The 25,974-nt window shown below is 63.2% G+C and carries 24 protein-coding genes, 1 pseudogene and 1 riboswitch; of the genes and pseudogenes, 12 read left to right on the plus strand and 13 right to left on the minus strand.

Annotated elements, in window-relative coordinates; genetic code table 11:
- Window positions 1–40: 40 nt before the first annotated feature.
- Window positions 41–763: a TetR/AcrR family transcriptional regulator gene (locus ACIQTW_RS18815; protein ID WP_017198635.1), complete on the minus strand. Its 723-nt coding sequence runs from the start codon at window positions 761–763 to the stop codon at window positions 41–43.
- 129 nt (window positions 764–892) lie between these two features.
- Here ACIQTW_RS18815 and ptsP point away from each other — a divergent pair, with 129 nt between their 5' ends.
- The 7 genes from ptsP to ACIQTW_RS18850 all read left to right on the plus strand — a co-directional run bounded on the left by ptsP (window position 893) and on the right by ACIQTW_RS18850 (window position 6,189).
- Complete coding sequence (gene ptsP, locus ACIQTW_RS18820) at window positions 893–2,593, plus strand: phosphoenolpyruvate--protein phosphotransferase (protein ID WP_402940113.1); 1,701 nt, start codon at window positions 893–895, stop codon at window positions 2,591–2,593.
- Between the two features lie 30 nt (window positions 2,594–2,623).
- Window positions 2,624–2,902, plus strand: coding sequence for an HPr family phosphocarrier protein (locus tag ACIQTW_RS18825; RefSeq protein ID WP_089596564.1), 279 nt, complete (start codon window positions 2,624–2,626; stop codon window positions 2,900–2,902).
- 133 nt (window positions 2,903–3,035) lie between these two features.
- Window positions 3,036–3,737, plus strand: coding sequence for a hypothetical protein (locus tag ACIQTW_RS18830; protein ID WP_402940116.1), 702 nt, complete (start codon window positions 3,036–3,038; stop codon window positions 3,735–3,737).
- A gap of 123 nt (window positions 3,738–3,860) precedes the next feature.
- A complete protein-coding gene (locus ACIQTW_RS18835) occupies window positions 3,861–4,286 on the plus strand; it encodes a helix-turn-helix domain-containing protein (RefSeq protein WP_402940118.1) in 426 nt (141 codons plus the stop codon).
- A gap of 17 nt (window positions 4,287–4,303) precedes the next feature.
- Complete coding sequence (locus ACIQTW_RS18840) at window positions 4,304–4,969, plus strand: maleylpyruvate isomerase family mycothiol-dependent enzyme (RefSeq protein ID WP_402940121.1); 666 nt, start codon at window positions 4,304–4,306, stop codon at window positions 4,967–4,969.
- Window positions 4,970–5,016: 47 nt separating this feature from the next.
- Window positions 5,017–5,775, plus strand: coding sequence for an alpha/beta fold hydrolase (locus ACIQTW_RS18845; protein ID WP_402940387.1), 759 nt, complete (start codon window positions 5,017–5,019; stop codon window positions 5,773–5,775).
- Between the two features lie 150 nt (window positions 5,776–5,925).
- The gene (locus tag ACIQTW_RS18850; RefSeq protein WP_402940124.1) at window positions 5,926–6,189 is read left to right on the plus strand and encodes a DUF6480 family protein; all 264 of its coding nucleotides are present in this window, start codon (window positions 5,926–5,928) and stop codon (window positions 6,187–6,189) included.
- Window positions 6,190–6,250: 61 nt separating this feature from the next.
- On the opposite strand, the gene ACIQTW_RS18855 is transcribed toward ACIQTW_RS18850, so the two are convergent.
- The 3 genes from ACIQTW_RS18855 to ACIQTW_RS18865 form a co-directional block, all read right to left on the minus strand.
- Window positions 6,251–7,321, minus strand: coding sequence for an ATP-dependent DNA ligase (locus ACIQTW_RS18855; RefSeq protein ID WP_402940127.1), 1,071 nt, complete (start codon window positions 7,319–7,321; stop codon window positions 6,251–6,253).
- 243 nt (window positions 7,322–7,564) lie between these two features.
- Window positions 7,565–7,711, plus strand: a riboswitch (cyclic di-AMP (ydaO/yuaA leader).
- 487 nt (window positions 7,712–8,198) lie between these two features.
- Window positions 8,199–9,044 carry a hypothetical protein gene (locus ACIQTW_RS18860; protein ID WP_402940130.1) on the minus strand — a complete coding sequence of 282 codons (846 nt, stop codon included), beginning with the start codon at window positions 9,042–9,044 and terminating at the stop codon, window positions 8,199–8,201.
- 282 nt (window positions 9,045–9,326) lie between these two features.
- Window positions 9,327–10,133 carry an MFS transporter gene (locus ACIQTW_RS18865; RefSeq protein ID WP_402940133.1) on the minus strand — a complete coding sequence of 269 codons (807 nt, stop codon included), beginning with the start codon at window positions 10,131–10,133 and terminating at the stop codon, window positions 9,327–9,329.
- Here ACIQTW_RS18865 and ACIQTW_RS18870 point away from each other — a divergent pair.
- Window positions 10,093–11,022: pseudogene (locus tag ACIQTW_RS18870) on the plus strand (tripartite tricarboxylate transporter permease); the annotation flags it as partial. The gene ACIQTW_RS18865 and the pseudogene ACIQTW_RS18870 sit on opposite strands and share 41 nt — an antisense overlap.
- Window positions 11,019–11,426 (plus strand): universal stress protein, encoded by a 408-nt coding sequence (locus ACIQTW_RS18875; protein ID WP_402940136.1) that lies wholly within the window; start codon window positions 11,019–11,021, stop codon window positions 11,424–11,426. The pseudogene ACIQTW_RS18870 and the gene ACIQTW_RS18875, both read left to right, overlap by 4 nt.
- 6 nt (window positions 11,427–11,432) lie before the next feature.
- On the opposite strand, the gene ACIQTW_RS18880 is transcribed toward ACIQTW_RS18875, so the two are convergent.
- Window positions 11,433–12,647: a PucR family transcriptional regulator gene (locus ACIQTW_RS18880; RefSeq protein ID WP_402940138.1), complete on the minus strand. Its 1,215-nt coding sequence runs from the start codon at window positions 12,645–12,647 to the stop codon at window positions 11,433–11,435.
- A 209-nt stretch (window positions 12,648–12,856) separates the two neighbouring features.
- On the opposite strand from ACIQTW_RS18880, the gene ald reads away from it, so the two are divergent.
- Window positions 12,857–13,975: an alanine dehydrogenase gene (gene ald, locus ACIQTW_RS18885; protein ID WP_011776472.1), complete on the plus strand. Its 1,119-nt coding sequence runs from the start codon at window positions 12,857–12,859 to the stop codon at window positions 13,973–13,975.
- Between the two features lie 149 nt (window positions 13,976–14,124).
- Here ald and ACIQTW_RS18890 read toward each other — a convergent pair whose 3' ends face one another.
- The 3 genes from ACIQTW_RS18890 to ACIQTW_RS18900 all read right to left on the minus strand — a co-directional run bounded on the left by ACIQTW_RS18890 (window position 14,125) and on the right by ACIQTW_RS18900 (window position 16,432).
- Window positions 14,125–15,066: a hypothetical protein gene (locus tag ACIQTW_RS18890; protein WP_402940141.1), complete on the minus strand. Its 942-nt coding sequence runs from the start codon at window positions 15,064–15,066 to the stop codon at window positions 14,125–14,127.
- Window positions 15,063–15,614 (minus strand): RNA polymerase sigma factor, encoded by a 552-nt coding sequence (locus tag ACIQTW_RS18895; protein WP_402940144.1) that lies wholly within the window; start codon window positions 15,612–15,614, stop codon window positions 15,063–15,065. The genes ACIQTW_RS18890 and ACIQTW_RS18895 overlap by 4 nt, the downstream gene beginning before the upstream one ends.
- A gap of 89 nt (window positions 15,615–15,703) precedes the next feature.
- Window positions 15,704–16,432, minus strand: a complete 729-nt coding sequence (locus tag ACIQTW_RS18900) for a hypothetical protein (RefSeq protein WP_402940146.1) — start codon at window positions 16,430–16,432, stop codon at window positions 15,704–15,706.
- Window positions 16,433–16,727: 295 nt separating this feature from the next.
- Between ACIQTW_RS18900 and ACIQTW_RS18905 the strand changes: the two genes are divergently transcribed.
- The gene (locus ACIQTW_RS18905; protein WP_402940149.1) at window positions 16,728–17,933 is read left to right on the plus strand and encodes a WXG100 family type VII secretion target; all 1,206 of its coding nucleotides are present in this window, start codon (window positions 16,728–16,730) and stop codon (window positions 17,931–17,933) included.
- Between the two features lie 34 nt (window positions 17,934–17,967).
- Window positions 17,968–18,447 carry a hypothetical protein gene (locus ACIQTW_RS18910; RefSeq protein WP_091463728.1) on the plus strand — a complete coding sequence of 160 codons (480 nt, stop codon included), beginning with the start codon at window positions 17,968–17,970 and terminating at the stop codon, window positions 18,445–18,447.
- Here ACIQTW_RS18910 and ACIQTW_RS18915 read toward each other — a convergent pair.
- The 5 genes from ACIQTW_RS18915 to ACIQTW_RS18935 form a co-directional block, all read right to left on the minus strand.
- Window positions 18,431–19,477 carry a Gfo/Idh/MocA family oxidoreductase gene (locus ACIQTW_RS18915; protein ID WP_402940153.1) on the minus strand — a complete coding sequence of 349 codons (1,047 nt, stop codon included), beginning with the start codon at window positions 19,475–19,477 and terminating at the stop codon, window positions 18,431–18,433. The genes ACIQTW_RS18910 and ACIQTW_RS18915 overlap by 17 nt on opposite strands.
- 237 nt (window positions 19,478–19,714) lie before the next feature.
- Window positions 19,715–21,442 carry an ABC transporter family substrate-binding protein gene (locus ACIQTW_RS18920; RefSeq protein WP_402940156.1) on the minus strand — a complete coding sequence of 576 codons (1,728 nt, stop codon included), beginning with the start codon at window positions 21,440–21,442 and terminating at the stop codon, window positions 19,715–19,717.
- 76 nt (window positions 21,443–21,518) lie between these two features.
- Window positions 21,519–23,678, minus strand: coding sequence for a dipeptide ABC transporter ATP-binding protein (locus ACIQTW_RS18925; RefSeq protein ID WP_402940159.1), 2,160 nt, complete (start codon window positions 23,676–23,678; stop codon window positions 21,519–21,521).
- A complete protein-coding gene (locus tag ACIQTW_RS18930; protein ID WP_402940162.1) occupies window positions 23,675–24,637 on the minus strand; it encodes an ABC transporter permease in 963 nt (320 codons plus the stop codon). Before ACIQTW_RS18930 ends, ACIQTW_RS18925 begins: the two co-directional genes overlap by 4 nt.
- On the minus strand, window positions 24,637–25,620 hold the full coding sequence (locus ACIQTW_RS18935) for an ABC transporter permease (RefSeq protein ID WP_402940164.1): 984 nt from the start codon (window positions 25,618–25,620) through the stop codon (window positions 24,637–24,639). Before ACIQTW_RS18935 ends, ACIQTW_RS18930 begins: the two co-directional genes overlap by 1 nt.
- Between the last annotated feature and the right edge of the window lie 354 nt (window positions 25,621–25,974).

The following is a 25,974-nucleotide window of genomic DNA, read 5'->3' on the forward strand; positions in this document are numbered from 1 at the left end:
CGGCGCGGGGTCAGTCGATATAGATCGAGAGAGCGCAGCCTTAGGAGCTGCTGGAAATGCGGTGAAGCCATTCAAGGAAGAGCTTCAATTCAGAGCTGGAAAGTTGGTCCGAATGCGAGGCCTGCAGTGCCGCATTCAGGGCGATTGCCGCAACAACTACCGAGGACTTACCGGAGTCCTCTGCTGCGGCGCCACGGGCGGTGTCCGTGGAGACGGCAAAAATCATGGAATCCCGCGTCATGGTTGAGAGCTCGAGATTCCGTTCCTCCACCGGTTCAGCGATCAGCATGAGCGTGACGCCCACGTTGGCCGCCAAGATGCTCCGCGCCGCTTCCCGGGGCGGCACGTTGATCTGGCCGGCGATGGCGGCTTTGTTCAGCATCTCCTCCAGAAGCGCTTCAGCATCGGCGACGATTGCCGGGCGGCTTTCCGGTCTGATGTTGCCGAACATGACCAGGTAAAGATGGGGTTGGCTCAGTCCGAACTGAACGTGGTTATCCCACATTCGCCGGACGTCTTCCAAGGGCTCCCCGGACGGTGCAAAATCCCGCTCCCCCGCCACATACTCTTCAAACCCGGCTGATACGACGGCGTCGAACAGGCCTTCCTTGTCGCCAAAGTGGTGGTAAAGCGTTGGCGCCGTGACCCCGGCAAGCTTGGTGATCTGGCGCGTCGAGACTGCTGACCCCTCCGAATTCGCCAGCAATTCGGCAGCTGCGCGAAGCAACCGAATTTTAGGCGGAAGCTGGTCATCGAAACTCATAACCGCTACCCTAGCACCTATAGCGTTGCTATATGAAGTGGCTCACAAAGGAATTTTGTAGGCTAGTTTTCGAGGCCCCCGGTGCCGTCGCCGGCGGGCCTGAACCAACAAGCAGGAACAGAGGATTCAGTGCAGAATTTCCAAGGAGTAGGGGTAAGCCCTGGCCGCATCATTGGTTCCGTCCGCCAGATGCCCAAGCCGGTGAGCGAGCCGCCGTCGGGAGAACGATTGGCTACGGACGTGAAACCGGAAGACGCCGTCGCGGGCTTGAAAGCGGCTGCGCAGGCGGTCCATGACGAGCTCAAGGGACGCGCGGACAGCGCTTCCGGCGACGGCAAAGCCGTCCTCGAAGCCACAGCCCTCATGGCCAAAGACACCATGCTCCTGAAGTCTGCGAGCAAGCTCATCACTGCAGGTTCCTCTGCGGAGAGGGCCATCTGGGAAGCCGGTGCGTCCGTCTCCGAAATGCTGCACAACCTGGGCGGCTACATGGCCGAGCGAGCCACGGACGTCCTGGATGTGCGCGCCCGCATCGTGGCCGAACTTCGCGGCGTCCCCGCTCCCGGCATCCCTGCCTCTGACACGCCCTTCATCCTGGTAGCCGAGGACCTCGCTCCCGCCGACACCGCAACCCTGAATCCCGCAGTGGTGCAGGCGCTGGTCACCTCGGGTGGCGGCCCGCAGTCCCACACCGCCATTATCGCGCGCTCGCTCGGCCTGCCGGCCGTAGTTGCAGCACATGGTGTTGATGACATCGCCGATGGAACCGAGGTGTACGTGGACGGTGCGGCTGGCTTCGTTGCTGTTTCGCCCACTGACGAACACCGCGCCGCCGCCACGGCCTGGGCGGAAACCTCCGCCACCCTCGCCGAATTCGACGGAAACGGCACGACGGCGGACGGCCACTTGGTGCCGCTCCTCGCCAACGTCGGTGGAGCCAAGGACGCCGTGGCGGCTGCCGCTTTGGGCGCCCAGGGCGTTGGCCTTTTCCGCACGGAATTCTGCTTCCTGGAGCGGGACACCGAGCCCTCCGTGGACGAGCAAGCCGCAGCCTACAAGGCCGTGTTCGACGCATTCCCGGGCAAGAAAGTTGTCCTCCGCACCCTTGACGCCGGGGCCGACAAGCCGCTCCCCTTCCTCACCGACGCCACCGAACCCAACCCTGCACTGGGTGTCCGCGGCTACCGCACCGACTTCACTACACCGGGCGTCTTGGAGCGTCAGCTCGAGGCCATCGCCCGGGCAGCTTCGGAGTCCGAGGCAGACGTCTGGGTTATGGCCCCCATGATCTCGACGGCCGCAGAAGCCGGACGGTTCGCCTCACTGTGTGCGGCCGCCGGAATCCAGACGCCGGGTGTCATGGTGGAAGTTCCCTCTGCTGCTTTGACTGCCGCCACCGTGCTGCGCGAAGTCGGCTTCGCCTCGCTGGGCACCAACGACCTCACCCAGTACGCCATGGCCGCGGACCGCCAACTCGGACCCCTCGCGGAACTCAACACTCCGTGGCAGCCCGCCGTGCTGAGGCTGGTGCAGCTCACCGTTGAAGGTGCGGAACAGGAAAGCTCTGGCCGCGAGGGTACCGCCAAGCCCGTGGGCGTCTGCGGTGAGGCAGCAGCTGACCCTGCGCTCGCCGTCGTACTAACCGGCTTGGGAGTCACCACACTGTCCATGACTGCCCGCTCGCTGGCCGCCGTCGGGACTGTCCTGAAAACCGTCACGCTGGAGCAGGCGCAGGAACTGGCCACGCTCGCACTTTCCGCTCCCAGCGCTCTTGAGGCTCGGGACTGGGTCCGCGCGAAGCTCCCCGTGCTCGAAGAGCTCGGCCTCTAACTTCTGTTTGTTTCTGTCAAAGGAGAAACCATGCCCGAACGCACAGCCACCATCGCCAGCCGCTCCGGCCTGCACGCCCGGCCGGCGGCCTTGTTCGCGGAAGCCGCGGGTGAGCAGCCCGTGGAGGTCACCATTGCCATGCAAGGCGAACCTGCCGATGACGCGCTCGACGCCGCCAGCATCCTTTCGCTCATGACCCTCGGCGCCGCGAAGGGTGACGTCGTTGTGCTGCGGGCCGAGGGCGACGGTGCGGACGCTGCGCTGGACGCACTGGTGAAGCTGCTGGAGACGGACTTGGACGCGGAGTAGTTTGTCGGTTGGCGGTTTCCCTGGCACGCCCGTTTCGATGGTTCCCTGCCAACAATGCCGTGCGCACGGCATGCCCCGCAGGGAACCCGCGAATCGGGTAGCTCGCTTGCCCGGCTGGGCGTAGGTTCGGGTTATGAACGAGCACGTGATCCCTATCCTGCCCTGCCGTAACGTGGACGACGTCGTGCCGTTCTACGAGGCCCTGGGCTTCACACTGACCTTCCGGCAGGCCCGACCCAACCCCTATGTGTGCTTCAACCGGGGCGGGATCGACCTCCACTTTTTCGGCTTGGAAGCCTTCGAGCCCGAAAACTCCATGGGCAGTGCCATCTTGCTGGTCCCTGATACGGGTGTGCTTTACGACGAGTTCGCCGCCGGACTTCGTGCTGCTTTCGGAAAGTTGACGCTTTCCGGGCTTCCCCGGATCACCCGGCCCCGCCGGAAACAGGGCACCGCGGCCGGGTTCACAGTCGTGGACCCGGGCGGCAACTGGCTACGGATCTACGCTCTGGGGGCAACGGAGGAAGACGGCAAGGGCTCGGAAAGCCGCCTGGAAAGAGTACTGATGAACGCTACGCGGCAAGGAGATGCCCGCGGGGATGACGCCATAGCGATATCGGTGCTTGAGGCCGGGTTGTCACGTCATGCCGATGCCCCGGACGTGGAAAAGCTACCGCTGCTGGTGCATCTCGCTGAGTTGAAGCTACGCATCGGGAACCTCGAGTTCGCGGCGCAAGCCCTGGATTCCGTGGACTCCCTGGCCCTGAACCCCATGGAACGTGAAGGGTTGGCTGCAGAGTTGGCCAACGCCGCGGAGCTCCGGGCGTCGTTGTAGGCTGCCCGGGTTGGCTGCCGCCTTACCCGTTTCGTGCCCAGGCTGCACACCGTGCCGTGCGCACGGCGCTGCCCGCAACTTGCCATCGAAATGGGCAGCCCCTCCACAGGCTAGGCTTCTGCCATGGCATTGATAGCTCCCCGCGTCACGGCAGGCCTCCCAGCCGACGAGGCCCGGAACCTGGCGCGCTCCCTTGGGGACAGCAACGACATCACCGTGTTCGTGGATGGAACTGTCCACCGCCTACCGGACGAGGCGAGGGACGCCGTCGTCGATCTCCTTGCGAGACTGAGCCGTGGTGAAACGGTGACGGTGAGCAGCGTAGAGGAAATGCTCACCACGTCACAGGCCGCTGAACTCGCGGGCATCTCGCACACGTACCTGCGCAACATGACCGACCGTGGCGAGATCCCGGTGGAGTATCGGGGAACGCATCGTCGGATACGGCAGGCAGCCATCATGGCTTGGTTGGAAACTCAGAAGAAAAAGCAGCAGGCCGAGGCGGGCGCGGGCGTTGACGCCGCGGAAGAGAATGACGCGGCACGCTAGCCAGCCCCAATCCCGGCATGCTGTTGAATAGCGGTATGGCTTCAAGTTCCCCTTCAGTCGTCTGGCCCGTGGTGCACCATGAACGCCGTGCCCTGTTGCAGGACCTGGAACCGCTTCCGGCAGCTCAATGGCAGACGCCGTCCCTGTGTGCCGGTTGGAATGTGCACGACGTTCTGGCCCACGTGATCGACAGTGCCAAGACGACGCGGCTGAACTTCATTCGGCGGATGATCGCCGCTCGGATGGACTTTGACCGGGATAACGCCGTGGGTGTGGAGCGGGAAAAGAGCGGAGAACCCGGGCAAACATTGAACGGGCTGCGCGCCGTGCTTTCACGGACCTCGGGCCCTCCGGCGAGCTTGGCCACCCGCTTGGTTGAGGCGTTCGTCCACGGCGAGGACATCCGGCGGCCTCTGGGGATCAGCCGCGACTACCCCGCAGAGCACGTGGCTACTGCTTTGAGCTATCAGGTGAAGACCACCACCAAAATGGGTGGCGGCAAGGAAATCGCGGAGGGCTGGCGCTTGGTAGCCACTGACACGTCATTCCGCCATGGCAACGGTCCGGCAGTTGAAGGCCCCACCATAGCCCTGCTGCTTGCTGTGTCTGGACGACCCATCGGACACCACGAAGTGAGCGGGCCAGGAGCCCCCGCGTTCCTGCAACGTTTGGGAAACCAGTGAACGCGCGGGGCAAGGCGGCAACACTGCTGTCCGCCGACGTCGACGTAATGGGCCTGACCGGACGGATTCTCTGGGCCGAGGGCACGCCGCCGCCGGAACCGGGCGCAGAGCCCCGGAATGAGCCGGCATACATCTTGATTCACGGCATTGGCGTGTCGCATCGGTACTTGGCACGGTTGCATGGAGTCCTGGCCGAGGGGGCGCCCACCTATGCGTTGGATCTGCCTGGTTTTGGCGGCACTCCCAAGCCCGGCCGCCAGTTGTCCGTAGAGGATTACGGCGCCTTCATTGCTGGGGCACTCAAGACCTGCGGCATCGATTCCTATGTGTTGGTGGGCCACTCGATGGGAGTGCAGTTTGCCATCGAGGCGGCCTTGCATGCCCCCGATCAAATCAGGCAGTTGGTGCTGATGGGGCCGGTGGTGGATTCCCGGCACAAGAACGTGCGCCGCCAGTCCCTGGCACTCTTCCTGGACGGACTGCTACGTGAGAGCCCGTCGTCCAACTGGATCGTCATCTCGGACTACTTCCGTTGCGGCCCGCGCTGGTACCTCACTGAGCTACCCGTCATGATGTCTTACCGTACCGAGGAGCGGCTGGCCGGCGTTGGAGTGCCGGTGCTGATTCTGAGGGGAAGCCGCGACCATGTGGCAGGACCGGACTGGGCGCTGCGGCTATCAAGGGCAGTCACGCAGGGGCGTCTGGTGGAGATTCCGGGGGTCGGGCACGTGGCGCAACACATGCGCCCCAAGACTGTGGCGGATGCCATCCGGAGCTTTGTCACCGCGACCACGCCTCACCATTGACCCCTGACGCACGACGCCGGTGCACGAGTTGAGCGTCCCGTGTTTGGTTGGTTGCGGGCCGGTTTGTCGGCTCACCTTGTTGGCTTAGCTGGTCCCGGTTAGGCTGGCGGAGCAAGCACATTAGTAAGTTTGCTTACGAAAGGGCTGATCGTGACCGACAAAGACTTGAATGAGGAAACCCAGGGCTTCGGCGCAACCGGCGCCACAGGGCCGTTTGACACTACGTCCGATGCCGACAGCATCCACGAGGATCCCGACATGCGCCAGGATGAGGACGAGGACCCCGCTGCATCCGCCAACCCCGACCCCCTCGACGGCAACGTCACTGGCTTGGAGCCGGGCGGCGGAGTCCCTCCCGGAGAAACTCCGCCAGCCGAAGGCAGCATGAGCAGCGACCAAGGCCACGAGGAGTAACAAAGTCGCCAACCCGCTTCTCCGTCGCTACCCAGCGACGTAACAGCGGGTTGGCAGCGTCCTAGGTGTTCGGCAGCTTCAGGATTTCCCCGAGATCGTATTCAGCGGGTTCTTCAAGCTGGGAGTAGGTGCAGCTCTCGGGGGTCCTGTCCGGCCGCCACCTGCGGAACTGCGTAGTGTGCCGGAACCTGTCGCCTTCCATGTAGTCGTACGCCACTTCGATCACAAGCTCGGGACGCAGTGGCACGAACGAGAAATCTTTGCCCCCGCTCCACCGGCTCTGGGCGCCGGGCATGCGTGAACCCCCGGCAGCTTCGTCCTGGTTGGCCCACTCACCCCAGGGATGCTCGCTGAGTTCGACTTGATACGGCTCAAGCTCGGCCACAAGGGCCTCCCTCCGGGCCATGGGGAAAGACGCCACCACTCCCACATGATGCAGGCGGCCAGTGTCATCATGAAGGCCGAGCAGCATCGAGCCAACAACCTTCGCGGTCTTGTGCCATCGGAATCCGGCCACCACACAATCCGCTGTGCGCTCGTGTTTGGTTTTGAACATCACGCGCTTGTTGGGCTGATAGGTCCCGGTCAGCGGCTTGGACAGGACGCCGTCCAGTCCTGCACCCTCCAACTGCACGAACCATTCCTGCGCCCCCTCGAGATCCGTCACTGCGGGGGTCACGTAGACAGGTGGCTCGGCCTTGGCGAGCGCGCGTTCCAGGATGGCACGGCGCTCGGCGAACGGCTTGTCCATGAGGTTCTCGTCGCCAAGCGCCAGGATGTCGAACGCAATCATGGAAGCCGGAGTCTTCTCGGCGAGCATCCTTACGCGGCTGTCGGCGGGATGGATCCTTTGCTGGAGTACCTCGAATTCGAGCCTCTTGCCCTCGATCAGGACGATCTCGCCGTCGATTACGCATTTGTCCGGCAGGTTCTTCCTGAGAGCCTCCACCACTTCGGGGAAGTAGCGGGTCATTGGCTTCTCGTTGCGGCTACCCAGGATGATCTCGTCGCCATCCTTGAAGACGATGGTCCGGAATCCATCCCACTTGGGTTCGTAGTGCCCAACATCAGGGATGGCCGGGACGGATTTGGCGAGCATGGGCGAGACGGGTGGCATCACAGGCAGGTCCATAGACAATGTCTACCTGCCAGTGCACCGCGAAGCTAGTGTTAGGCCATGGATATCTTGCTCGTGTTGGCCGCAGTGCTCGGAGTTCCCGCGCCGGCCCCGAAGCCTAAGTCATAGAACCGCCTCGCTTGGGCAGGCCTACCGCCCGTTACATTAATGTGACTTTACTTTCCAGCTCATGTACCGTCGTAGGGCGACCCGTATCTCCGCTGGGCCGCTTCCGGATTGACGCCGAGCTCTGCCGCAATCCGGGATCCGCCAGACCCGCGGCAGAGGCGGGGGACCCACAGTTCCCGGGCTTGGAATCCAAGTCCTCGGGGTGAAGCCGCTTAGGCGGCCGGACGGCCTCGTCCGAACCCGACAGCTAACCTCGAAGGCGTTGAGAGGCAACCACCATGTCGCCAACCATGGATCAGCCGCGCCGCGCCCATTCTGAAGGCGAGCGCACCAAGCCAACCGGACGCCGTCGGGCCCAACCCAGCGGATTCCCCACCGGAAACCCAGATGACACTGGCGCGACCAACACAGGCACGACGCCGGAATCCGCCACTGCAGCCATCCCCACCGCGGCGGTGCCTGCCACTCGTGCGGAAATTCGTGCGGCCGAGCGGGAGCGGGCGGCCCTTGCCGTGATTGCGCCTGAGGCTTCGGCCCCAGAGCCGGCCCCAGAGCTGTCCGAGCAGGCGGAACCCGCTACTGCCGCGATACCTACTGTGCAGCCAGCGGCCCGGAGGTCGACCACACCGGGACCCCCTACCGCGGCAATCCCCATCGTGGCCCCGGCGAATGTGCCCCAGGCAAGTGCGCCACCAACTGGCGTGGAGCCGGATTCGCAGGAGTTCAGCGCCCGGGAACCCACAACCGCAGCCATTCCAGTGGTTCAGCCATCAACGCCGGAACCCGCTACGACGGCCATTCCGGTGGTGTCTGCCCACGAAGAATCCACGAGCACAACCGGGGCAGCCGAGTCTCCCCGCACGGAGTCGCCTCGGGGCAAGTCCCCCGCGCAGGTCGCTGCCGCTGCAACGGCGTCGGCATCACTGGCAAGCCGCAAGGATGTTCGCAAGCAGGCAGCCACACCCTCTCCAACCAGGTCCAGTTTGGGATCCACGTCCTCACTCGGCCGCGAACCCCACTCCGCCCTTCGGAAAGCAGCGTCGGTCAAGCACATGAGCCAGCGCATGGCCGTGGTTGCCGGTGCGCTTGGACTTGTGCTGACGGCCGGGACCTTGGGGCAAGCCCTCGAGCTTCCGTTCTTCGGCCAGGAAACCCCTGCGCAGGAAGCAAGCGGTGGCGCCAGGAACTCGGGCTCCGCATCCCCCGCGCCCAGTGCCTCGTATTCCACGGCTTCCGCTTCATCAGCGTCGTCGCCATCAGTCTCGTCAGTTGCCACAGCGTCCTCGGAAGCCGGCAAGCCCGCGACATTGGCGGAGGCACCTACGGCCGGGTCGCCGTCGTCGGCTCCGACCCCGAAGGTATCCCTCGCAGACCCGGTATGGGTTCCGTCGGCTGTCCCCTCCTCAGTCCCGGCCGTCCCCGGGGTGACAAGCCCGGTCCCCACGCAGCCGGCCCCCGCGCCGAGCGAGGTGCCGTCGGACACGGTGACCACACCGCCCACTACACCGACGCCCACAACCTCCCCAACGCCGACGGTCACACCCACGCCGACCCCGACGCCCACGCCCACGGAAACTGCGACCCCGACGTCCAAGCCGCGGCCGGGCAAGCCACAGGCCGCCCCGGCACCCCAGCCCAGCGAATCTGCGCTTCAGGACATTCTGGATGCAGCCCAAAAGGTACTCGGTTGAGCACCCGCCTGCCCCGCACCTCAGCGCATGTGGGGTGGCATAGCCGTTACTGCAGCAGCAGCCGGACTGCCGCCTTCCGTCGCCGGATGGGACGTTGGAGCTGCCAGCGGTTGCGGCGCTCGTAAGCAAATGCACAACCCTTAAAACACAGAGGGCAGGCACCCGGCCGGGTGCCTGCCCTCTGTGATTCCTCGGTAAACCTAGGCGTTGGTGCGCACTTTGTCCGCCGACCGAACCTCGCTCACGCTGCCGGTTTCCTGCTGGGGAGCCTTGCGCTCCCTGAGGAAGTACACCAGACCTGCAGCGAGGGTGGACGCCACGGCCAAGGCAAACAGTCCCGGGATGACGCTGCCGGTCTGCTCCTTGATAATTCCGAAACTGAAGGGGGCTACAAAGCCGCCCAGGTTACCCAGTGAGTTGATGATAGCGATGGCCGGTGCCAGCACCGCGGGGTGAAGACCCGACTGGGGAATGGTCCAGAACAGCGGAGACGCACTCTTGAAACCCATGGCCGCCACGGCCAGAAACACCAACGCAAGCACGGGAGTAGCAATGGCCGCGGCGAAGGTCCCGACGGCGGCAATCAGCAGGGCGACCACCAACAAGGGCCGCTTGGACTTGGCTTTGTCCTGCAGCTTCGCTGCGAAGTACATGGCGAAGACGGCGCAAACCCAAGGAATGGCAGAGAGGAAGCCGACGCTGAGGTCGGTAGTTCCCGGGATCTGCTTCACGATGGTGGGCAGCCAGAACGTGTTGGCGTAGATGGATAGCTGCACGGAGAAATAGATTCCGCAAAGCAGGAGAATCTGCGGATTCAGGAGCATCTTCCAGCGGTTGACCTTCCCACTGGCGCCTTGGGTGTGCTGGGCGTCCTCGTCAGCGATTGCCTGTGACAGGGCGGTCTTCTCGGCAGGAGTGAGCCACTTGGCGTCCTGAATCCTGGCGTCGAGGAGGAAGAAGACGCCGCTCGCCGACGGCATCGACTTCGTCCCCATCGCCATGGGCATCTTTGGCCTCGGGGAAATACTGTACAACCTCGAGGAACGCCACCGGGCAGCCAAGGCACCCTCCAAAGTAGCGAACGTCTGGCCCTCTCGGAAGGACCTCAAGCAAGCCTCCGGGGCGATCGGCCGCGGCTCAGTCCTGGGCTTCTTCCTTGGCATCCTCCCCGGCGGCGGAGCCACCATCGCATCCATGGCCTCGTATGCAATGGAAAAGAAGCGGGCCAAGCAACCCGAACGCTTCGGCAAAGGCGCGCCTGAGGGCGTAGCAGGACCGGAAACAGCAAACAACGCAGCGGCGACCTCCTCTTTCATTCCGCTGCTGACCCTCGGCATTCCAGCGAACGCCACCATGGCTCTCATGTTCGGGGCGTTGCTCATCCAAGGCGTTACACCAGGTCCCCAGCTGGTGGAACAAGACCCGGAGCTGTTCTGGGGCGTGGTGAACTCCATGTACATCGGCAACATCCTGCTGCTGATCATGAGCCTGCCGTTGGTGGGGATCTTCGTGAAAATCCTCCGCGTCCGCGCAGCGATCCTGGCTCCGGTAACCGCCCTCATTACCCTGCTGGGTGCCTACACCATCAACAACAGCATGTTCGATGTCACCCTCGTGGTGGTCTTCGGAGTAGTGGGCTACTTGATGAAGAAGTTCGGCTTCGAACCCGGTCCGCTTGTGCTGGCGTTCGTACTTGGTGAACTGCTGGAAAGCTCCATGCGCCGATCACTGCTGGTATTCGGCGGAGACCCGCTCGGGTTCTTTGGCCGCCCGATCTCAGCGACACTGCTGGTTGTCTTCGTCGTGGTGGCATTGCTGCCGGTGATCCGCACAGCAGTCACCAAACGCAAATTCATCACCACAGCCGTCACCACCGACATCAAGGAGAAGGTATGAGCATCATCGTTGGATTTGTCCCTACCCCGGCAGGAGAGGCAGCCCTCACGGCAGGCATTGCAGAGGCCAAGCTCCGCAACGAAGAGTTGGTGATCGTCAACTCTGCGAGGCAAGGGTCGCTGGTAGACAAGTCAGTGGCTCCGGACGATGTCTTGGAAAAAGCGGCCAAGCGCGCCTCGGACGCCGGGGTGACTGCCAGTGTCATTCAGCCCCCTTACAAGGACGACCTCGCCGACGAATTCCTCGACGTTGCCCGCGAGGCCAACGCTTCCTTGATCGTCATCGGCCTGCGCCATCGCACCCAAGTTGGAAAATTCATCCTGGGCAGCCACGCCCAGCGGATCCTGATGCAAGCGGATCGACCTGTGTTGGCAGTCAAGGCTGACGGTTCTTCACCTTTCTAGAAACCTTCAGATCCGCGGCCGCCCCGCCCAGCGCCGCGCCTTCAGGGCCGCATGTAGCTCGAGCCGGATCGCGCCACTCAACGGATCAGCACCGATGAGTTGGCGGATCCGGCCGAGCCGGTTGTAGATGCTGCTCCGGTGGAGGTGAAGTTTGGCGGCAACGTCCTGCACCGAGCCGTCATTGTCATAGAGCAGTTCCAGGACAGGCAGGAGTTCGCCGTTTTTGTCCTGGTCCTCAAGGGCCTGAAAATGCACCGATCCTGTGTCATCCCAGCCGCCGGGTGCCACCAGACGATCGAAAAGTTGATAGACACCAACGGTCCGGCTGTCCACGAGCTCACCTAGTGGGAGGTCCACGGCGGCCGCCTGCGCAGCAACCTTCGATTGACGGTAAGCGCCCGATAGCTGCCGGATGACTTGGAAGGGTTCACTGATGCCCAGAATCACCCTGTCCACCTTGCGGCCAGCGCGCTTCGCAAGCTCCAGTTGATAATGCACCAACACCTGGGCATGGTCCGCCCGGCCGCCCGACTCGCGGAACAGGACCACCGAATGTGTCTCCGTTCCTGCGCTGAACAGTGCAGCGTTGACGCCGATAGTGGACTGCAGCGCCGCTGATCGATGCGTCAAAGTAGCGGCAATGGGATCGACGTCGGACCTCGCACCATCCGGGTCGAGTATGGTCACCAACTGCCATGGACCGCGCCCCTGTATTTCCTTCCAACCTGCGACGGCGGCCACAGCGTTCGATTCCCCGCCGCACGCTGACAGGAACTCCTGCTCACGCCTGCGCCGGAACTCCGATTCGGCCGTATTGGAATCAAGGAGCAAACCCGCCAACAGGTCCAGCTCGTCCCGCACGCCGGGCAATTCGGCGAGTATCGCCGTCGGACTCTGTTCTTCAAGGTCCAGTTGCACCCACAAGTACCCCACGCGGAAACCCCGGACCAAAAGTGGCACGCAGACGCGGCCCAGCATGCCCAGTTCGTCGTTGGCGGGAACTACGACGGGACGCACGGCCGTGGCGATGCCATGGGCGAGCTGCCAGGCGCTGACGTCGCTGGGGACCCGCTTGCTGAGGAGGAAGTTCACACGAACGCGATCGGCGTGGGACTGGTTGGAGCTATAGGCGAGAAGAACGCCGTCGAGATCTTCCAGGGACAGTCCGCGGCCCAGCTTCGAGGCCACGCGTTCAACGATCTGTTCCACGTCCTGCTGCATCTGGAAAGCGTACCAACAGCAGGCGACACTTGACGCTTCAGTACTCGACAAATGTCGAGCGCCCTGGCGCAAGATCCTTGAATTTGCAGGGGTTGCGTAGGCGGGCGGCTTCGCATCCATGTCGCCTGCCTCACAGCCGGATTTATTCTGGAATCACAGCCCGCAACACATTTTTCGGCCGAAGTGGCCGCTAACGATGGAGCCCACAGATGATCATCGGTGTCCCCAAAGAAATCAAGAACAACGAGTTCCGCGTAGCCATCACGGCCGCCGGCGTCCACGAGTTCCGCACCCACGGTCACACCGTTCTGGTTGAGCGCGGCGCAGGCCTCGGCTCGGGCATCACCGACGAAGAGTACTCGATCGCCGGCGCCGAAATCGTCAACGAGGCAGATGACGTCTGGGCCCGGGCGGACATGGTCATGAAGGTCAAGGAACCCATCGCGGCCGAGTACCACCGCTTCCGCAAGGGCCTCATCCTCTTCACCTACCTGCACCTCGCCGCAGAGCCCGAGCTCACCGCCGAGCTCATCAACTCCGGCGTCACGGCCATCGCTTACGAAACCGTGCAGGAAGGCCGCACCCTTCCGCTGCTCGCCCCCATGTCCGAGGTCGCAGGCCGCCTTTCCGTAGTGGTCGGCGCTTCCTCGCTGATGGCACCCGCGGGCGGCAAGGGCGTCCTCCTGGGCGGCGTACCGGGCGTGCGCCCGGCCAAGGTTGTTGTCCTCGGTGCCGGCGTTGCGGGAACCAACGCTGCCGCCATGGCGCTGGGCCTCGGTGCTGATGTCACCATCATGGACATCAACATCAACCGGCTGCGCGAACTCGATGCCCTCTACCAGGGCCGACTGAAGACCGTTGCCTCCAACGCCTACGAGATCGAGAAGTCAGTTATCGACGCGGATCTCGTGATCGGCTCCGTCCTTATTCCCGGCGCGAAGGCTCCCAAGCTGGTCACCAACGACCTCGTTGCCCGCATGAAGCCCGGCTCGGTTTTGGTGGACATCGCTGTTGACCAGGGCGGCTGCTTCGAAGACACGCACCCCACCACCCACCAGGAACCGACGTACAAGGTCCACAACTCGATCTTCTACTGCGTTGCCAACATGCCTGGCGCTGTTCCGAACACGTCCACATACGCACTGACCAACGTCACCCTGCGCTACGCTGTGGCACTGGCCAATCTGGGCGTCAAGGCCGCGTTCGACCGCGACCCCGCCCTGGCTGCCGGCCTCAACATCGCCGCCGGCCACGTGGCACACCACTCCGTTTCCGAGGCGCACAACCTGCCCCTCGTCAACGACTGGCACACGCTGGTCTCCGCGTAGCTTCAACGCTCGACGGCGGGGTGCAGCTTCCACGCGAAGCCGCACCCCGCCGTCGTGGTTTAACCCGCGCCGAGTTGGCACTTAATCCCAATGCTGGCGCCAAACATTGTCATTAAGTGCCAACTCGCGGGGACGTTTGGGTCTGGAGATCAGGGCTTTCCGGGGAGGGACGGGATCAGCTCCGAGGGAACCGGGGCGGGTACGCCCGAGGGGCCGGGCTTTGAGGGATCAATCTTGGAGGGATCGATCTCCCGTGGGGTCACCGGCAACTCCGGCGGCGTGGGAATGACGCCATTGCCGGGCTCCTTATGCGATGGCACCTTGGGCGTGTGCGGCGACGCTCCACCGGGCTGTGGCCCAGGAACAGGAACGGCAGGACTGACCGGCGCGGCAGGTGCTGGCTGGGGTTTGACCGTGGCAGGAGCTTGCTGAGGCTCATCCCGGACAGGCAACGGCTCGGGCGTGGTACCGGCGGGGCTGTCGGGCTGGGGAGCGCTGCCGGAACCGGGGTTTAGTTGCGATACCACCGAACCGATTGCTGATCCGAGATGCTGGAAAGCGCCCGGCAGGCCGCCCTCGGAAGCGACTGCAGCGGTGGCTCCGCCAGCCAAGGAGATAACTACGGCGAGGCCTGCGATGGCCGTCCGGCGCTTCTTCCGACGCCGGGCGGCAAGTTCGTCAACAGGCGGGTCGTTGGCAGGCGGGTCGTTGGCAGGCGGGTCGTTGGCAGGCGGGTCGTTGGCAGGCAGGTCGTGCGCAGGAGCAGGTTCCGCAGCAACCGTGGCGAACACCTCAGTGGGCGCACCGGACGACGCGACCGGACCGTCCGCCGTCGCGATCTGCTGGGTGGCGGCGGCCTGCTGGGTGGCGGCGGCCTGCTGGGTGGCGGCGTGCTGCTGGGCGCTTGCGGCCGCGCTGCTGACCATGAGCGCGCGGACTGCGTCGGACGGCAAGGGGGCAGTGTTGGCCAGTGAACGGAGCTCGAGGAGTTCAGTGCGGAGATCGGCGTCGCCTGTGAGGCCGGCGTCGGCCAACAGGTGGTCGATTGCCTGCTGGTCATGACGCCCGGGAGGCGTAAGTTGTTCGCTCATGATGTGCCGTTCCTTAGTAATGCACGCTTCTTCAGTGCACTCAATGCCCTGCGTTGTAGCTGTTTGACGGCTCCCTGGGACTTGCCCATGATCGCCGCCGCATCTTCCACAGACACGTCAGCGACGACCCGGAGGGCCAGGACCTCCCGATAATCGTCGGGGAGGTCGTCCAAAATTTCAGTGACGCCCAGGCCTGCAACCCGTCCGAAGGCCTGGTCTTCGGCCGATGGCGACCGCCGCACGTCCAGGTCCGGTTCGTAGGGGGTCGAGTCGGGCGTTCGTTCGCGTTTGCGATAGTGATCCACCATCCGCGCATGCGCGATGGAGAACAACAGGGTTTTTGCCCCTGGCAGCCCGCCGTGGAGCGTTTCCAGCTTCGGATACAGCGCGAGGAAGACGTCCTGCGTCACGGCCTCCGGGTCGTCCACGCCCCGTGCCCGGAGGTAGCCAAACACCGGTCCGGCGAAGTTATTGTAGGCAGCCGTGAAGAGCAGGGCGGGATCGTCCTGATCCGCCTGCACATATTCATCAGCCAAAGGGTCAAGCACCCGTGGATGCCTCCGTCCCACACACTACGTAGCGGGGCTCCTTGTCCTAAGCCAAGGAGCCCCGCCCTTAAACCGTAACCGCTGCTTTCTTAGCGGACAGAATCGAGGGGTGCAGACGGAACGTCGCTGGGAACCTGTTCCGGCAGCTCAGGCGTCGCAGGGACGGCAGGCACTGCGGGGACAGCGGGTGTAGCGGGAACGGCGGGAACTCCCGGCACAGCGGGCGCTGCAGGAGCGGCGGGAACAGCGGGGACGGCAGGAGTTGCCGGCAGTTCGGACGTCACGGCAGCGTCGACGTCGGCCTCTGCCTTCACCGAGCCGGCAGCCTTCAGGCCGGCAGCCTTGCCCGCCTCCACCACCGCCTCGCAGTGCGCCTCCACCTTGGCTTCGCCGCCGGCAGCAATAGTCAAGGACTCGAAGCCGGGGACCTTGGCGTCAGACTTCAGGCCGCCATTGAGGAGCGCGGTGCAGAGGCCGAACGCCTCCGGGGACGTGGCGTCTTCTACCGTTGCTTTGGCATCTGACACGGCGTTGCCGGCCTTGGCCTGGCCGGCTTCAGCAGCCTCGGTTGCAGTTGCCTGCGCGGTCTCGACGGCGTCAGTAGCCTTGGTCTTGGCGGTTTCGGCGGACTCGGCTGCTTCTGCGGCCTTCTCAGCAACAGGGGCCGGTGCGCCAACGAGGTCATGCGCGGTCTGCTGGATTCCGGTGGGAAGCGCACCATTGAAGGCAGCTACGCCGGTTCCGCCGGCAGCTACGGCTCCGGCAGCCAAGACGCCCGCGGCGACTTTGCTGGTGGCAAGGATAGTGAACAAGGACATGAAACCCTCCGACAAACATTTTTGGGATTGCCCCGGCCGCGGTTGGGTCGCGACCGGATGATCAGCGTGCAGACGTGGCCCGCACTCCCCTTACATCGTTCGCGGCGCCGGTGAGGTTACGCATTGTCCGAAATTCTTTTTCAGGTCTCGGCATGCTGCTCTTTATCCACACTGGTTAGATGTCCCCATGGCCGCGTCCGCTGTGGCCAACTATGCTCGGGAAACGCTCGGCCCTTGGACGCCCGGCGATCGAATATCACTACGTCAGGGGATACGTAATGGGGTTGGGCACCTAGTGGGACAGGGATTGGTGGGCGCGGACGTCGGAGATCTCCGACGACTTTCGGCAGTGATGGACTCCGAGGCGGAGAAGATCACCAAGCTTCAACAACAGCTCAATACGCTGATTCAGAACGGCAACCTATGGCGGGGAAATGATGCCGACCAGTTCCGAAGCCGGTGGCAGAGCGATCTCCATGGACGATTGGGAGCAGCAGCTGCTTGCCTGCGAACCAACGCCCGCGCCCTGAAAATCAACGCCGAGCAGCAGGAACAAGCGTCCTCGGGCAGTCCCGGAGGAAGGCTCAAAGGGGGACCTTCCACGGGGCAGGGAAAGAGCACTCCTGAGGCGCCAGGGTTTAGTTTTGATCCCACCAGCTACGGCCCCGTCACCGTTGAAGGCAGCGGTTCAATCGACAGTCAAGCAGCGGGCGAAACCCACGGCTCCGTTGGTCCCGGCGGCATTGCGTTCGGAGGATCCGGTGAGGCGTCCACCGGAGGTCGCATGACCTGGGAGGCCGAGACCGGGTTCGGGCCCGGCACGACAACTGTCACCAACGAAACGTTCGTCGGCGTCCGCGCCGACGGCGAGTTCGAGGCCAGTGTGCCATTCGGACTCGGACTTCCCAATGCCCACGTTAACGGTGAAGCATTCGCTGGCGCGGAAAACGTCACCACCATACGATCCGACTTCTTTGACGGCTGGGTCAGCAACACCTCCACGACGCGTGCAATGACTGGAGTCGAGGCGAGCGCACACGCCAACGCGAGCAGCCCCTTTCTGTTTTCGGCTGGTGGTGAGGGCTTCGCGGGTCAAAAACTCACCGTGGACAACAAGACCGAGTTCGCTGGTGGGCTGTTCACCTTGGGGCAAGGTGGAGAATTCCGCGCCGGGGCCTGGGCCAGCGCCGGTGAAGGCGAAATCAGCGTCAAGGGCCGCGATGTCTCAGGCACTGCGTTCAGCGCAGGAGCGGGTGCGGAGCTGACAGGGAGCCGGTATGTCGAAGTCCTGGGCCAAACACTAACATTCAACGCGACGGTGGCCGCCGGAGCGGGTGAGGGGCACTTCTTTACGGCTTCCGTGGATGAAGACGGGCTCACTCTGGGTGCGGGAGCCAAGCTCACCGCCGAACTGGGACTGGGTGCGGGTGGCCAGATCACCCTCAGCCCCAAAGGACTAGTAGATTCCGTGACCGGATTCGTCGACTTCCTGAACAACTGACCTTCGCCACCACACCACCGCCGGAAAGGCTCCAATGTCGCAACAGGTTTTCCCGTCCGCATCTTTCCCCGCCTACCCCACCATCAAACTCAATCCACCATCCGGTTGGACACATCAAGTGGTCCCCGATGCTTTGGGTGCCCTGATGGCCCCGGCCGCCGAAGGTCGCTACACAGCAAATGTGGTGATCTCCGTGTCCCGCCGTTTGCCCGGCTACCAGCTGCGGGATATCGCTGCATCCGTGGACTCGTTCCTGGACGCCCTGCCGGACGCCGTCCTGCTCGCCACGGAGCCAGTGGTTATCAATGGCCGGGATTGGCACGTACGCGAGGCACGCTACACGCACCCACAGGCAGGTTCGCTGGCACAGTTCACAGCCGTCACGGTGGTCCACCAGGACGCCGCAGCGGATGTCGTCCAGTTGACCGGCAGCTGCCAACCCATTGAAGGCAACCACGACCTCAAGGCCATCTATTCGCTGGTTGCCAGCGCGGACGTTACGCCAGCGCCCTAGCCTGCTCAATCAGCTTCAGCACCGCAACGGAGTCGGCCGGATCCACCGGTACCGGAAGTGCGGAGGCGGTGCCGCCGCCGTCGAGCTTGTCCGCCAGCATGCGGTAGAACTCGGGGTAGGCGCCTCGCTCCGTGGGGATGGTGGTGCGCTGCCCGTCCCGTTCCAGAGTGCCGTGGTTTTCTGGGGGCTCGACGCCGTACTCCGCGTCCGTAGGCAACCCACCGCGCAGCACGTAGGGCTCCTGCGGGTCGGTGCCGAACTTCACGAAGCCAGCTTCCGTGCCGAGGATGCGGAAGCGCGGCCCGTGGAGGTGGCTGTTGAGGTTGATGGTGACGTGGCTGACCACGCCCGACTCATGCTGGAGTGCCAGGAAAACGTCGTCGTCGGCACTTTCCTGGGGGCGGCGGGCCGTGATTTCCGCGAAGGTGACGGTGGCCGGCCCAAAGAAGCGGAGAGTGAGATCGAGGACGTGGGTGCCGAGATCGAACAGGACACCACCGCCGTCTTCCGCCGTGGCACTGGCTTTCCAGGCCTTGGCGATCTCCGGCGCCCAGCGCTCCATGCCCACCTCAAACCTGGTCACGGTACCCAGCGTTCCGGCGTCGAGCAGTTTTTTCACCGTGAGCGAGTCACCGTCCCAGCGCCGGTTTTGGTACACGGTGAGGACGCGGCCCAGTTTCGCAGCTAGGTGAATCAGCTCCTCACCCTCGGCGCTGTGGACCGTGAACGGTTTATCGACGACGACGTCGAGCCCGGCTTCCAGCGCAGCTTTCGCGAGGGGAAAGTGGGTTGCGGGCGGTGTGCCCAGGACGACCAGATCCAGTTGATCAGCCAGCGCCAGGATGTCCTGCGGGGTGTTGACGATTCGCGCCTCCGGGTAGAGGGCTTCGGCTTTCGCTTGACGTGCGGCGTCAGAGGTTGCAATGACGGCCAGTTCATAGGCGGGATTACTCGCGATGAAAGGCGCGTGGAAGACGCTGCCCGACAGGCCGAAACCTGCGACGGCGGTACGGATCGGCTGGGAAGTCATGACTCTAGGCTACCGATCCTCTCTCACGTAATAGCCCTTTCACACCAACCCTCTATCCCCGGGTGAGAGAGGATTCGGGTGAAGGGCGCGGGACGTGAGCGAGCGTCGGAGCGAAGGGCGCGGGACGTGAGAGCGGGTGGGGACGGCGAAGGCCGGGAACCTCCCGAACCGATGAACAGGTTCAAGGGAGTTCCCGGCCTTCAGGAAACTACACTTTGGGTAACTACAGCGTGGGGGCTACTTCTTGGCGCCCTTTTCCCAGCCGATGGTGGTCCAGTCAGGAACGTTCGAGAGGCTCTTGAACAGGGACGGGCCGTAGTTGGCCAAGCCCGTGCGCACGAACTGGATCTCCGGACCGTTCAGCACGGTACCCATGGAGAAGTACTTCTCCATGTGCTTCTTCTCTACCTCCATGGCAGCCTTGTTGCGCTCGGTGTCATCGGCAATGGTTGCCAACCGCTTGATTTCGGCATCGAGCTCAGCGTCGCCCAGGCCGTTTTCGTTGGTAGCAGAGTCGTAGTACTGCTTGACGGCATCAGTGGCATCCGGGCCAACGGTGTAACCGGAGATGGTCACATCGAACTCGCGTCCGCCGATGACCTTGCCGAAGTCAGCATCACCGCGCTGGTCGATAGTGACATCCATTCCGGCAGCCTTGAGCTGGTTCTGCAGGGTCTGCGAAGTGGCACCCGTGGTGGGATCGTCACCGAAGTTGGTGATCTTAAAGGAGATGGGGACGCCGTCCTTCTCCATGATGCCCTTGTCATTGGCCGTGTAGCCAGCGTCTGTCAGGACCTTCTTCGCAGCCTCAGCGCCGGTGTCCTTCACGGGGTAGTTGTCCTGGTAATACTCCGAGAACGGCATGAGCATCATAGAGCCTGAGCTCTCTTCGGACCAGTTCAGGCCGTTGAAGCGGACGTCGCGGATAGCCTTGCGGTCGACGGCGGTGAAGATCGCCTTGCGAACGGCGACGTCGGTCAGGGCCGGGCGCTTTGCGTTGATGTTGAGACCGCCGGCAAACAGGCGCTGACCGCGGCGGACCTCCGAGTTGGTAGTTCCTTCGAGCTGCTTGTAACGGCCCAGGGTGCGGCCATTGGCGGCGTCGATCTCGCCATTTTTGAAAGCAGCGATCGTCGCGCTCGGCTCCATCTGGCGCCAAATGACCTTTTCGAGGACCGGCTTCTGGCCCCACCACTTCTCGTTAGGAACCATAGTTACAGTCTTGGCGGTCGTGTCGTAGTTCTCCACCTTGAACGGGCCGGCCATCCATTCCGGGTGCATGTTGCCGGCAAACCCCGTGTTGAAGATTTCGGGAGTATTGATGGCCGGGTGAATCAGCCCGAGGAAGAGGCCTTCCAACGGAAAGACCGGCTGTGTGGTGGTGACAATGACTTCTTTGTCGTTGGCACCGGCCTTGACCGAATCCACGAAGGCGTAGGCGCCGGCGGTGACGATGTCGATGGACTTGTCTTCACCCTTGAGCATGTTCCAGGTGTTTTCGAAGGTCTTAACATCGATGGGCGTCCCATCGTTCCAGGTCGCCTTCTCATTGACCTTAATGGTGATGGTCTGCTTGCCGTCCTTGACTTCGCTCTTGACCTCTTCACAGAAGTCCTTGTTGGGCTCCGCCTTGCCGTTGAAGTCCAGCTTCCAGCAACCACCGATGCCACCGCTGTTGATGGAGGCGGGGTTAACAGGCGTCATCAGCGCTGAGGTGTCGGCACTGTTACCCACGTTGGAGAAACCGTTGAAATCCGGCCCGATGCTGCCCACAGCCAGGGTGACCGTGCCGCCCGGCTCCAGGTCTTTTGCTTCCTTGGCGTTGACGCTAATCAGCTTGCTGATGTCGCCGCCGCTCTCTTCGGCCTTCTGCGAGGCCGGACCCGACGGCGTTCCCCCGCCGCAAGCGGTCAGCATAAGCGTTGCTGCGAGCGCTACGCCACCGATCGTCGTGTATTTCTTCATGGTTTGCCCTTCATGTTTACGACTGGAAATCTTTGCGAGTTGAATAACAGGGTTTCAATCGATGCGTCATATGTCGTCAGGCATGCACCACCAGCATGTCGGCATCTATCTCTCCGTCCGGGAAGAAGCATGCGAAGTCCTGTGTGTCCTCCTTCTCCGAAGCCAGTGGCGGCTCCAGAGTAAGGCACTTCTGCTGCTTTGCGGCAGGTAATGCGGCAAACACGGGACAACGGGTCGCAAAATTACAGCCTTGGGGAGCATCAAGCGGGCTGGGTAGGTCGCCCTGCAGGATGATGCGTTCGCGGGTGCGTTCCAAGTTGGGGTCCGGAACCGGGATCGCTGACAACAAGGCCCGCGTGTAAGGGTGGCGCGGGTTGTCGAAGACGTCGTCCACGTCGCCGGTTTCAACGATCTTGCCGAGGTACATCACGGCAACACGGTCTGAGATGTGCCGGACAACGGAGAGGTCGTGGGCCACCATCAGGTAGCTCAAGCCCAGCTCGGCGCGCAGCTTATCCAGCAGGTTGATGACTCCGGCCTGCACGGACACGTCCAGCGCAGATACCGGTTCGTCCAGCACCACGAGCTTCGGATTCACCGCGAGCGCACGGGCAATACCGATGCGCTGACGCTGCCCGCCGGAAAACTGGTTGGGGAAGCGGTTGACGTGGTCAGGCTGCAGGCCCACCAGCTTCATGAGTTCCATGATGCGTTTCCTGATGGCGGCCTTGGGCATCCCCAGGTTTTCCAGCGGCTCAGCAAGGACCTCGTATACGGTGAAACGCGGATCCAAGGCACCCGTGGGGTCTTGGAACACCATCTGCATTTCCTTACGCATGGCCATCGTGGTCTTGTGGTCGGTGGCTACTTTGTTGCTGACGCCGCCGATAACCACTTCGCCCACCTGGTCCGGGTGGAATTCCATGATTTCCAGGAGAGTGGTGGTCTTGCCGCAGCCTGACTCGCCCACAATCGAAACGCACTCGCCTTCGCGGATGTCGAAGCTCAGGCCATCTACGGCCTTGACCGTGCCGATCCGTCGCTTGATCAAGGCACCCTTGAGCAGCGGGAAGTGCTTTTTCACGTCCTTGAGTTCCAGGACCTTTTCGCGCTCAACGCGAGGGACGCCGTCGAACTTTGAAACGGGCTTTGGCGGCGCGTGGAAGATCTTGTGGGCGTCGGCGCTACCGGACAGTTCGTCAGCCTTGATGCAGGCTGCCTTATGTCCCAGCGTCTGGCCCTCAACACCGGGGACGCTGATGAGCTCCGGCTCGCCGTGCAGGCAGGCGTCGCTGACCATCGGGCAGCGGGCCGCGAACGAACATCCGGTCACCGGCAAGGCCAGGTTGGGCGGAGTCCCCTCGATGGGAACCAGCGACTGCCGGGTGGCCGTGTCCACGCGGGGAACAGCGCCGAGCAAGCCGAGCGTGTACGGCATTCGCGGGTTGTAGTAGATGTCCTGCACAGTCCCGGTTTCCACCGGCTTGCCGGCGTACATGACCATGATGTCGTCAGCCATGCCCGCTACAACACCGAGGTCGTGAGTGATCATGACGACGGCGGCGCCGGTCTCCTCCTGCGCGGTGTGCAGGACTTCCAGCACCTGCGCCTGGATGGTGACGTCCAGCGCCGTCGTGGGTTCATCCGCGATGAGTACCCGCGGATCGTTGGCGATGGCGATGGCGATCATAACGCGTTGGCGCATGCCGCCGGAGAACTCGTGCGGAAAAGCCTTCAGCCGGTCCTTGGGGCTCGGGATGCCCACCATACGCAAAAGGTCGACGGCGCGGGCTTCTTTGGCCTGCTTGCTCATGGTGGGGTTGTGGACCGTGAGCGCCTCGATGATCTGGTTGCCCACCGTGTAAACCGGGGTCAATGAGGACAGCGGGTCCTGGAAGACCATGGCGATGTCATTGCCGCGATGCTTACACATGGCTTTGTCGCTGAGACCCAGGAGTTCCTTGCCCTTGAAGCGCACGGAGCCCGTGATATCCGCCGTTTCCGGGAGGAGTCCCATGATGGCCATGGACGTGACGGACTTGCCGGAACCGGACTCGCCCACGATGCCCAGCGTTTTGCCGGGCATGAGGTCGAAGTCGACGCCGCGGACCGCATGGACCACACCATTCTCGGAGTTGAAGCGGACGTTGAGGTCGCGGACGCTGAGGACGGCGTCGCCGGGAGCGTAGAGTCCAGCGTCGCGAAGGCGCTCGGCGGGAGTGATTTTGGTGCTCATTTGTTGATCTTCTTTGCGGTCTTGGTCTTGGCCCGTCCAATGGAGCTGGAGCTGGGGTCGAAGGCGTCACGGAGTCCGTCGTTCATCATGGCCAGCGAACCGGTGAGCAGGAACATGACGGTCAGCGGAACCCAGAACATCCACGGGAAGGACGACACCTGGCCCGTCGCTTGGCCGATCAGGACACCAAGGCTGACGTCCGGGAGCTTGATGCCGATGCCGATGAAGGAGAACGCGACCTCGGCCAGGATTGCGCCGGTAATGCCACGGGTGAAGTCGAGGACCAACAGAGAGCCGATATTCGGGACAAGGTGGCGCCACACGATGCGACGGGACGGGACACCCATGTACTTGGCGGCTTTGACGTAATCGCGCTGCATGAGGGACATGGACAGTGAGCGCACCAGGCGGGCGGTGCCCATCCAGCTGAAGAAGAGCAGCACCACGATCAGCAGGAGCCAGCTGGGGAGGTCTTTCAGGCCGCCGCTTCCGCTGGTGGCGACGGCGACCACCAGGATGGCGGGCATCATGATGAGCGCTTCAAGGATGAACAGCATGGTGGCGTCCACCTTGCCGCCAAAGAACGCCATGGTGCAGCCGTATACCGCGGAGATCAGGACGGAAACACCTCCCACGATCAGGCCGATGAGGATGGAGGTCCGGGTGCCGTCCACAATGAGCGCCAGGAGGTCGATGCCGGCCTGGGTGGTCCCCAGCAAGTGGTCCGGCGACGGCGGCATACCAATGTTCAACGGATCAAGGGTGTCCTTGTCCCACGAGGTCAGGAACCCGCCAAAGATTGAGAAGAGGAACAACGCAAGGAAAATGAACAAGCCTGCGACGGCGGTCCGGTTCCGCATGAAGCGACGGAAAATGATCCGCGACTTCCCAATGACGACGTCCTGGTCCGCGACCCGGGCTTCGTCGATTTCCGCAATGGGATCAATGATGTTGGTCATTACTGGACCCTCACTCGTGGATCGACCAGTGTGGTGGCGAAGTCGGCAAGGATGGCGCCGATAGCGAAGATTGCTGAGCCATAGGCCAGCGTGGCGGTGGCGACGTTGACGTCCTGAAGGCTGATGGCCTGGATGCTCCAGAGGCCGATGCCTGGCCAAGCGAAGATGGCCTCCGCGAAGAAGCCGCCTGTGAAGATGGCCGGGATGGTGAAGGCGATACTCTGCGCCACCGGAATGAAGGAGACCCGCAGGGCGTGCTTCCTGATGGCCTGGTTGCGGGTCAGTCCCTTGGCCCGGGCGGTGCGCACGAAGTCGGCATTCACGTTGTCCAGGAGGTACTGCCGTTGGGCGATCTGGTAACCGGCCCAACCGAAGATAGTCATCGCGAAGGTGGGCACGGCGTAGTGGGCAACAAGGTCAACGAAAGCCGGCCAGCCCGGCTCAATTCCCGGCGTCGAAATCCCCGTGACGAAGAAGATGCGCTCGCCAACGGCCTCATTGATGCTGATGGCACCGAGCTGCACCAGGAAGTATGCGATGGGCGCGGGAAGGATGTGCACCAGGTAGCTGTAGGACGTGATGACGCGGTCCTGGAACTTGTACTGGCGGGCGGCGGAGTACACGCCGAGGGCGACGCCGATGACCAGGGTGAGGATGATCGAGGCGATGAACAGCCGGGTGGAGACCATCACGCGGTCCGCGAATTCGGCGTTGACGAACGCGCCGTTCGGGCTGCGGCCCCAGTCCCAGCGGGTGACGATGCCCCAGAGCCAATCCAGGTAACGCTCCCAGGCGTTTTTGTCCGGATCCAGACCGAGCCCCCGGAAAGAAGCAGCTACTTGTTCAGGGGTTGGCCGCGGGATCTTTTCCTGCTCGAGCACTGCGGGTTTCAGCGACGAGACCGCCAGGAAGTAACCTGCACTTGTGGTCAGGAAGATCATGATCAGGTAGATGCCCGACCGCTTCATCAGATATTTCAGCATGTCGGGCGGCTGCCCCGAATCGTGGCAAAACTCAATGCTCGTCCTTCCGCGGTTCCCGGCTGTGGCCGGCGTCAGCTACGAATTGGCGCAGCGGGTTCTTGGGCCCCCCGCACCCCTTCAGTGATCACCAGCCATGTATGGCATGCGTCACATTCAAGAGGAAACTACCACAATAACTGCTTCACGTTTTGCTTCGGGGCGTCCGGTTTCGCGCCTGCGGCCAGATTGTTATGTGCAGGTTGCGTCACGTTTACGACGTCGGCAGCACTATTGCGGTTACCGCGCCAGGTATGAGGGCGCTAACAAAGGTTTCGAGACTTGGCTGCGCTGGTTTCCGCTGATGTAGCGGCGCGA

This window comes from Paenarthrobacter sp. NPDC090517, from assembly GCF_044769165.1.
GTDB lineage: Bacteria > Actinomycetota > Actinomycetes > Actinomycetales > Micrococcaceae > Arthrobacter.

What these genes read in the sequence shown, in the direction of transcription:
- ACIQTW_RS18815 (WP_017198635.1), bottom strand. Translation starts at nt 763, where the DNA reads ATGAGTTTCGATGACCAGCTTCCGCCTAAAATTCGGTTGCTTCGCGCA.
- ACIQTW_RS18825 (WP_089596564.1), top strand. Translation starts at nt 2,624, where the DNA reads ATGCCCGAACGCACAGCCACCATCGCCAGCCGCTCCGGCCTGCACGCC.
- ACIQTW_RS18830 (WP_402940116.1), top strand. Translation starts at nt 3,036, where the DNA reads ATGAACGAGCACGTGATCCCTATCCTGCCCTGCCGTAACGTGGACGAC.
- ACIQTW_RS18835 (WP_402940118.1), top strand. Translation starts at nt 3,861, where the DNA reads ATGGCATTGATAGCTCCCCGCGTCACGGCAGGCCTCCCAGCCGACGAG.
- ACIQTW_RS18840 (WP_402940121.1), top strand. Translation starts at nt 4,304, where the DNA reads ATGCTGTTGAATAGCGGTATGGCTTCAAGTTCCCCTTCAGTCGTCTGG.
- ACIQTW_RS18845 (WP_402940387.1), top strand. Translation starts at nt 5,017, where the DNA reads ATGGGCCTGACCGGACGGATTCTCTGGGCCGAGGGCACGCCGCCGCCG.
- ACIQTW_RS18855 (WP_402940127.1), bottom strand. Translation starts at nt 7,321, where the DNA reads ATGGACCTGCCTGTGATGCCACCCGTCTCGCCCATGCTCGCCAAATCC.
- ACIQTW_RS18865 (WP_402940133.1), bottom strand. Translation starts at nt 10,133, where the DNA reads ATGCCCATGGCGATGGGGACGAAGTCGATGCCGTCGGCGAGCGGCGTC.
- ACIQTW_RS18875 (WP_402940136.1), top strand. Translation starts at nt 11,019, where the DNA reads ATGAGCATCATCGTTGGATTTGTCCCTACCCCGGCAGGAGAGGCAGCC.
- ACIQTW_RS18880 (WP_402940138.1), bottom strand. Translation starts at nt 12,647, where the DNA reads ATGCAGCAGGACGTGGAACAGATCGTTGAACGCGTGGCCTCGAAGCTG.
- ald (WP_011776472.1), top strand. Translation starts at nt 12,857, where the DNA reads ATGATCATCGGTGTCCCCAAAGAAATCAAGAACAACGAGTTCCGCGTA.
- ACIQTW_RS18890 (WP_402940141.1), bottom strand. Translation starts at nt 15,066, where the DNA reads ATGAGCGAACAACTTACGCCTCCCGGGCGTCATGACCAGCAGGCAATC.
- ACIQTW_RS18900 (WP_402940146.1), bottom strand. Translation starts at nt 16,432, where the DNA reads ATGTCCTTGTTCACTATCCTTGCCACCAGCAAAGTCGCCGCGGGCGTC.
- ACIQTW_RS18910 (WP_091463728.1), top strand. Translation starts at nt 17,968, where the DNA reads ATGTCGCAACAGGTTTTCCCGTCCGCATCTTTCCCCGCCTACCCCACC.
- ACIQTW_RS18915 (WP_402940153.1), bottom strand. Translation starts at nt 19,477, where the DNA reads ATGACTTCCCAGCCGATCCGTACCGCCGTCGCAGGTTTCGGCCTGTCG.
- ACIQTW_RS18920 (WP_402940156.1), bottom strand. Translation starts at nt 21,442, where the DNA reads ATGAAGAAATACACGACGATCGGTGGCGTAGCGCTCGCAGCAACGCTT.
- ACIQTW_RS18925 (WP_402940159.1), bottom strand. Translation starts at nt 23,678, where the DNA reads ATGAGCACCAAAATCACTCCCGCCGAGCGCCTTCGCGACGCTGGACTC.
- ACIQTW_RS18930 (WP_402940162.1), bottom strand. Translation starts at nt 24,637, where the DNA reads ATGACCAACATCATTGATCCCATTGCGGAAATCGACGAAGCCCGGGTC.
- ACIQTW_RS18935 (WP_402940164.1), bottom strand. Translation starts at nt 25,620, where the DNA reads ATGCTGAAATATCTGATGAAGCGGTCGGGCATCTACCTGATCATGATC.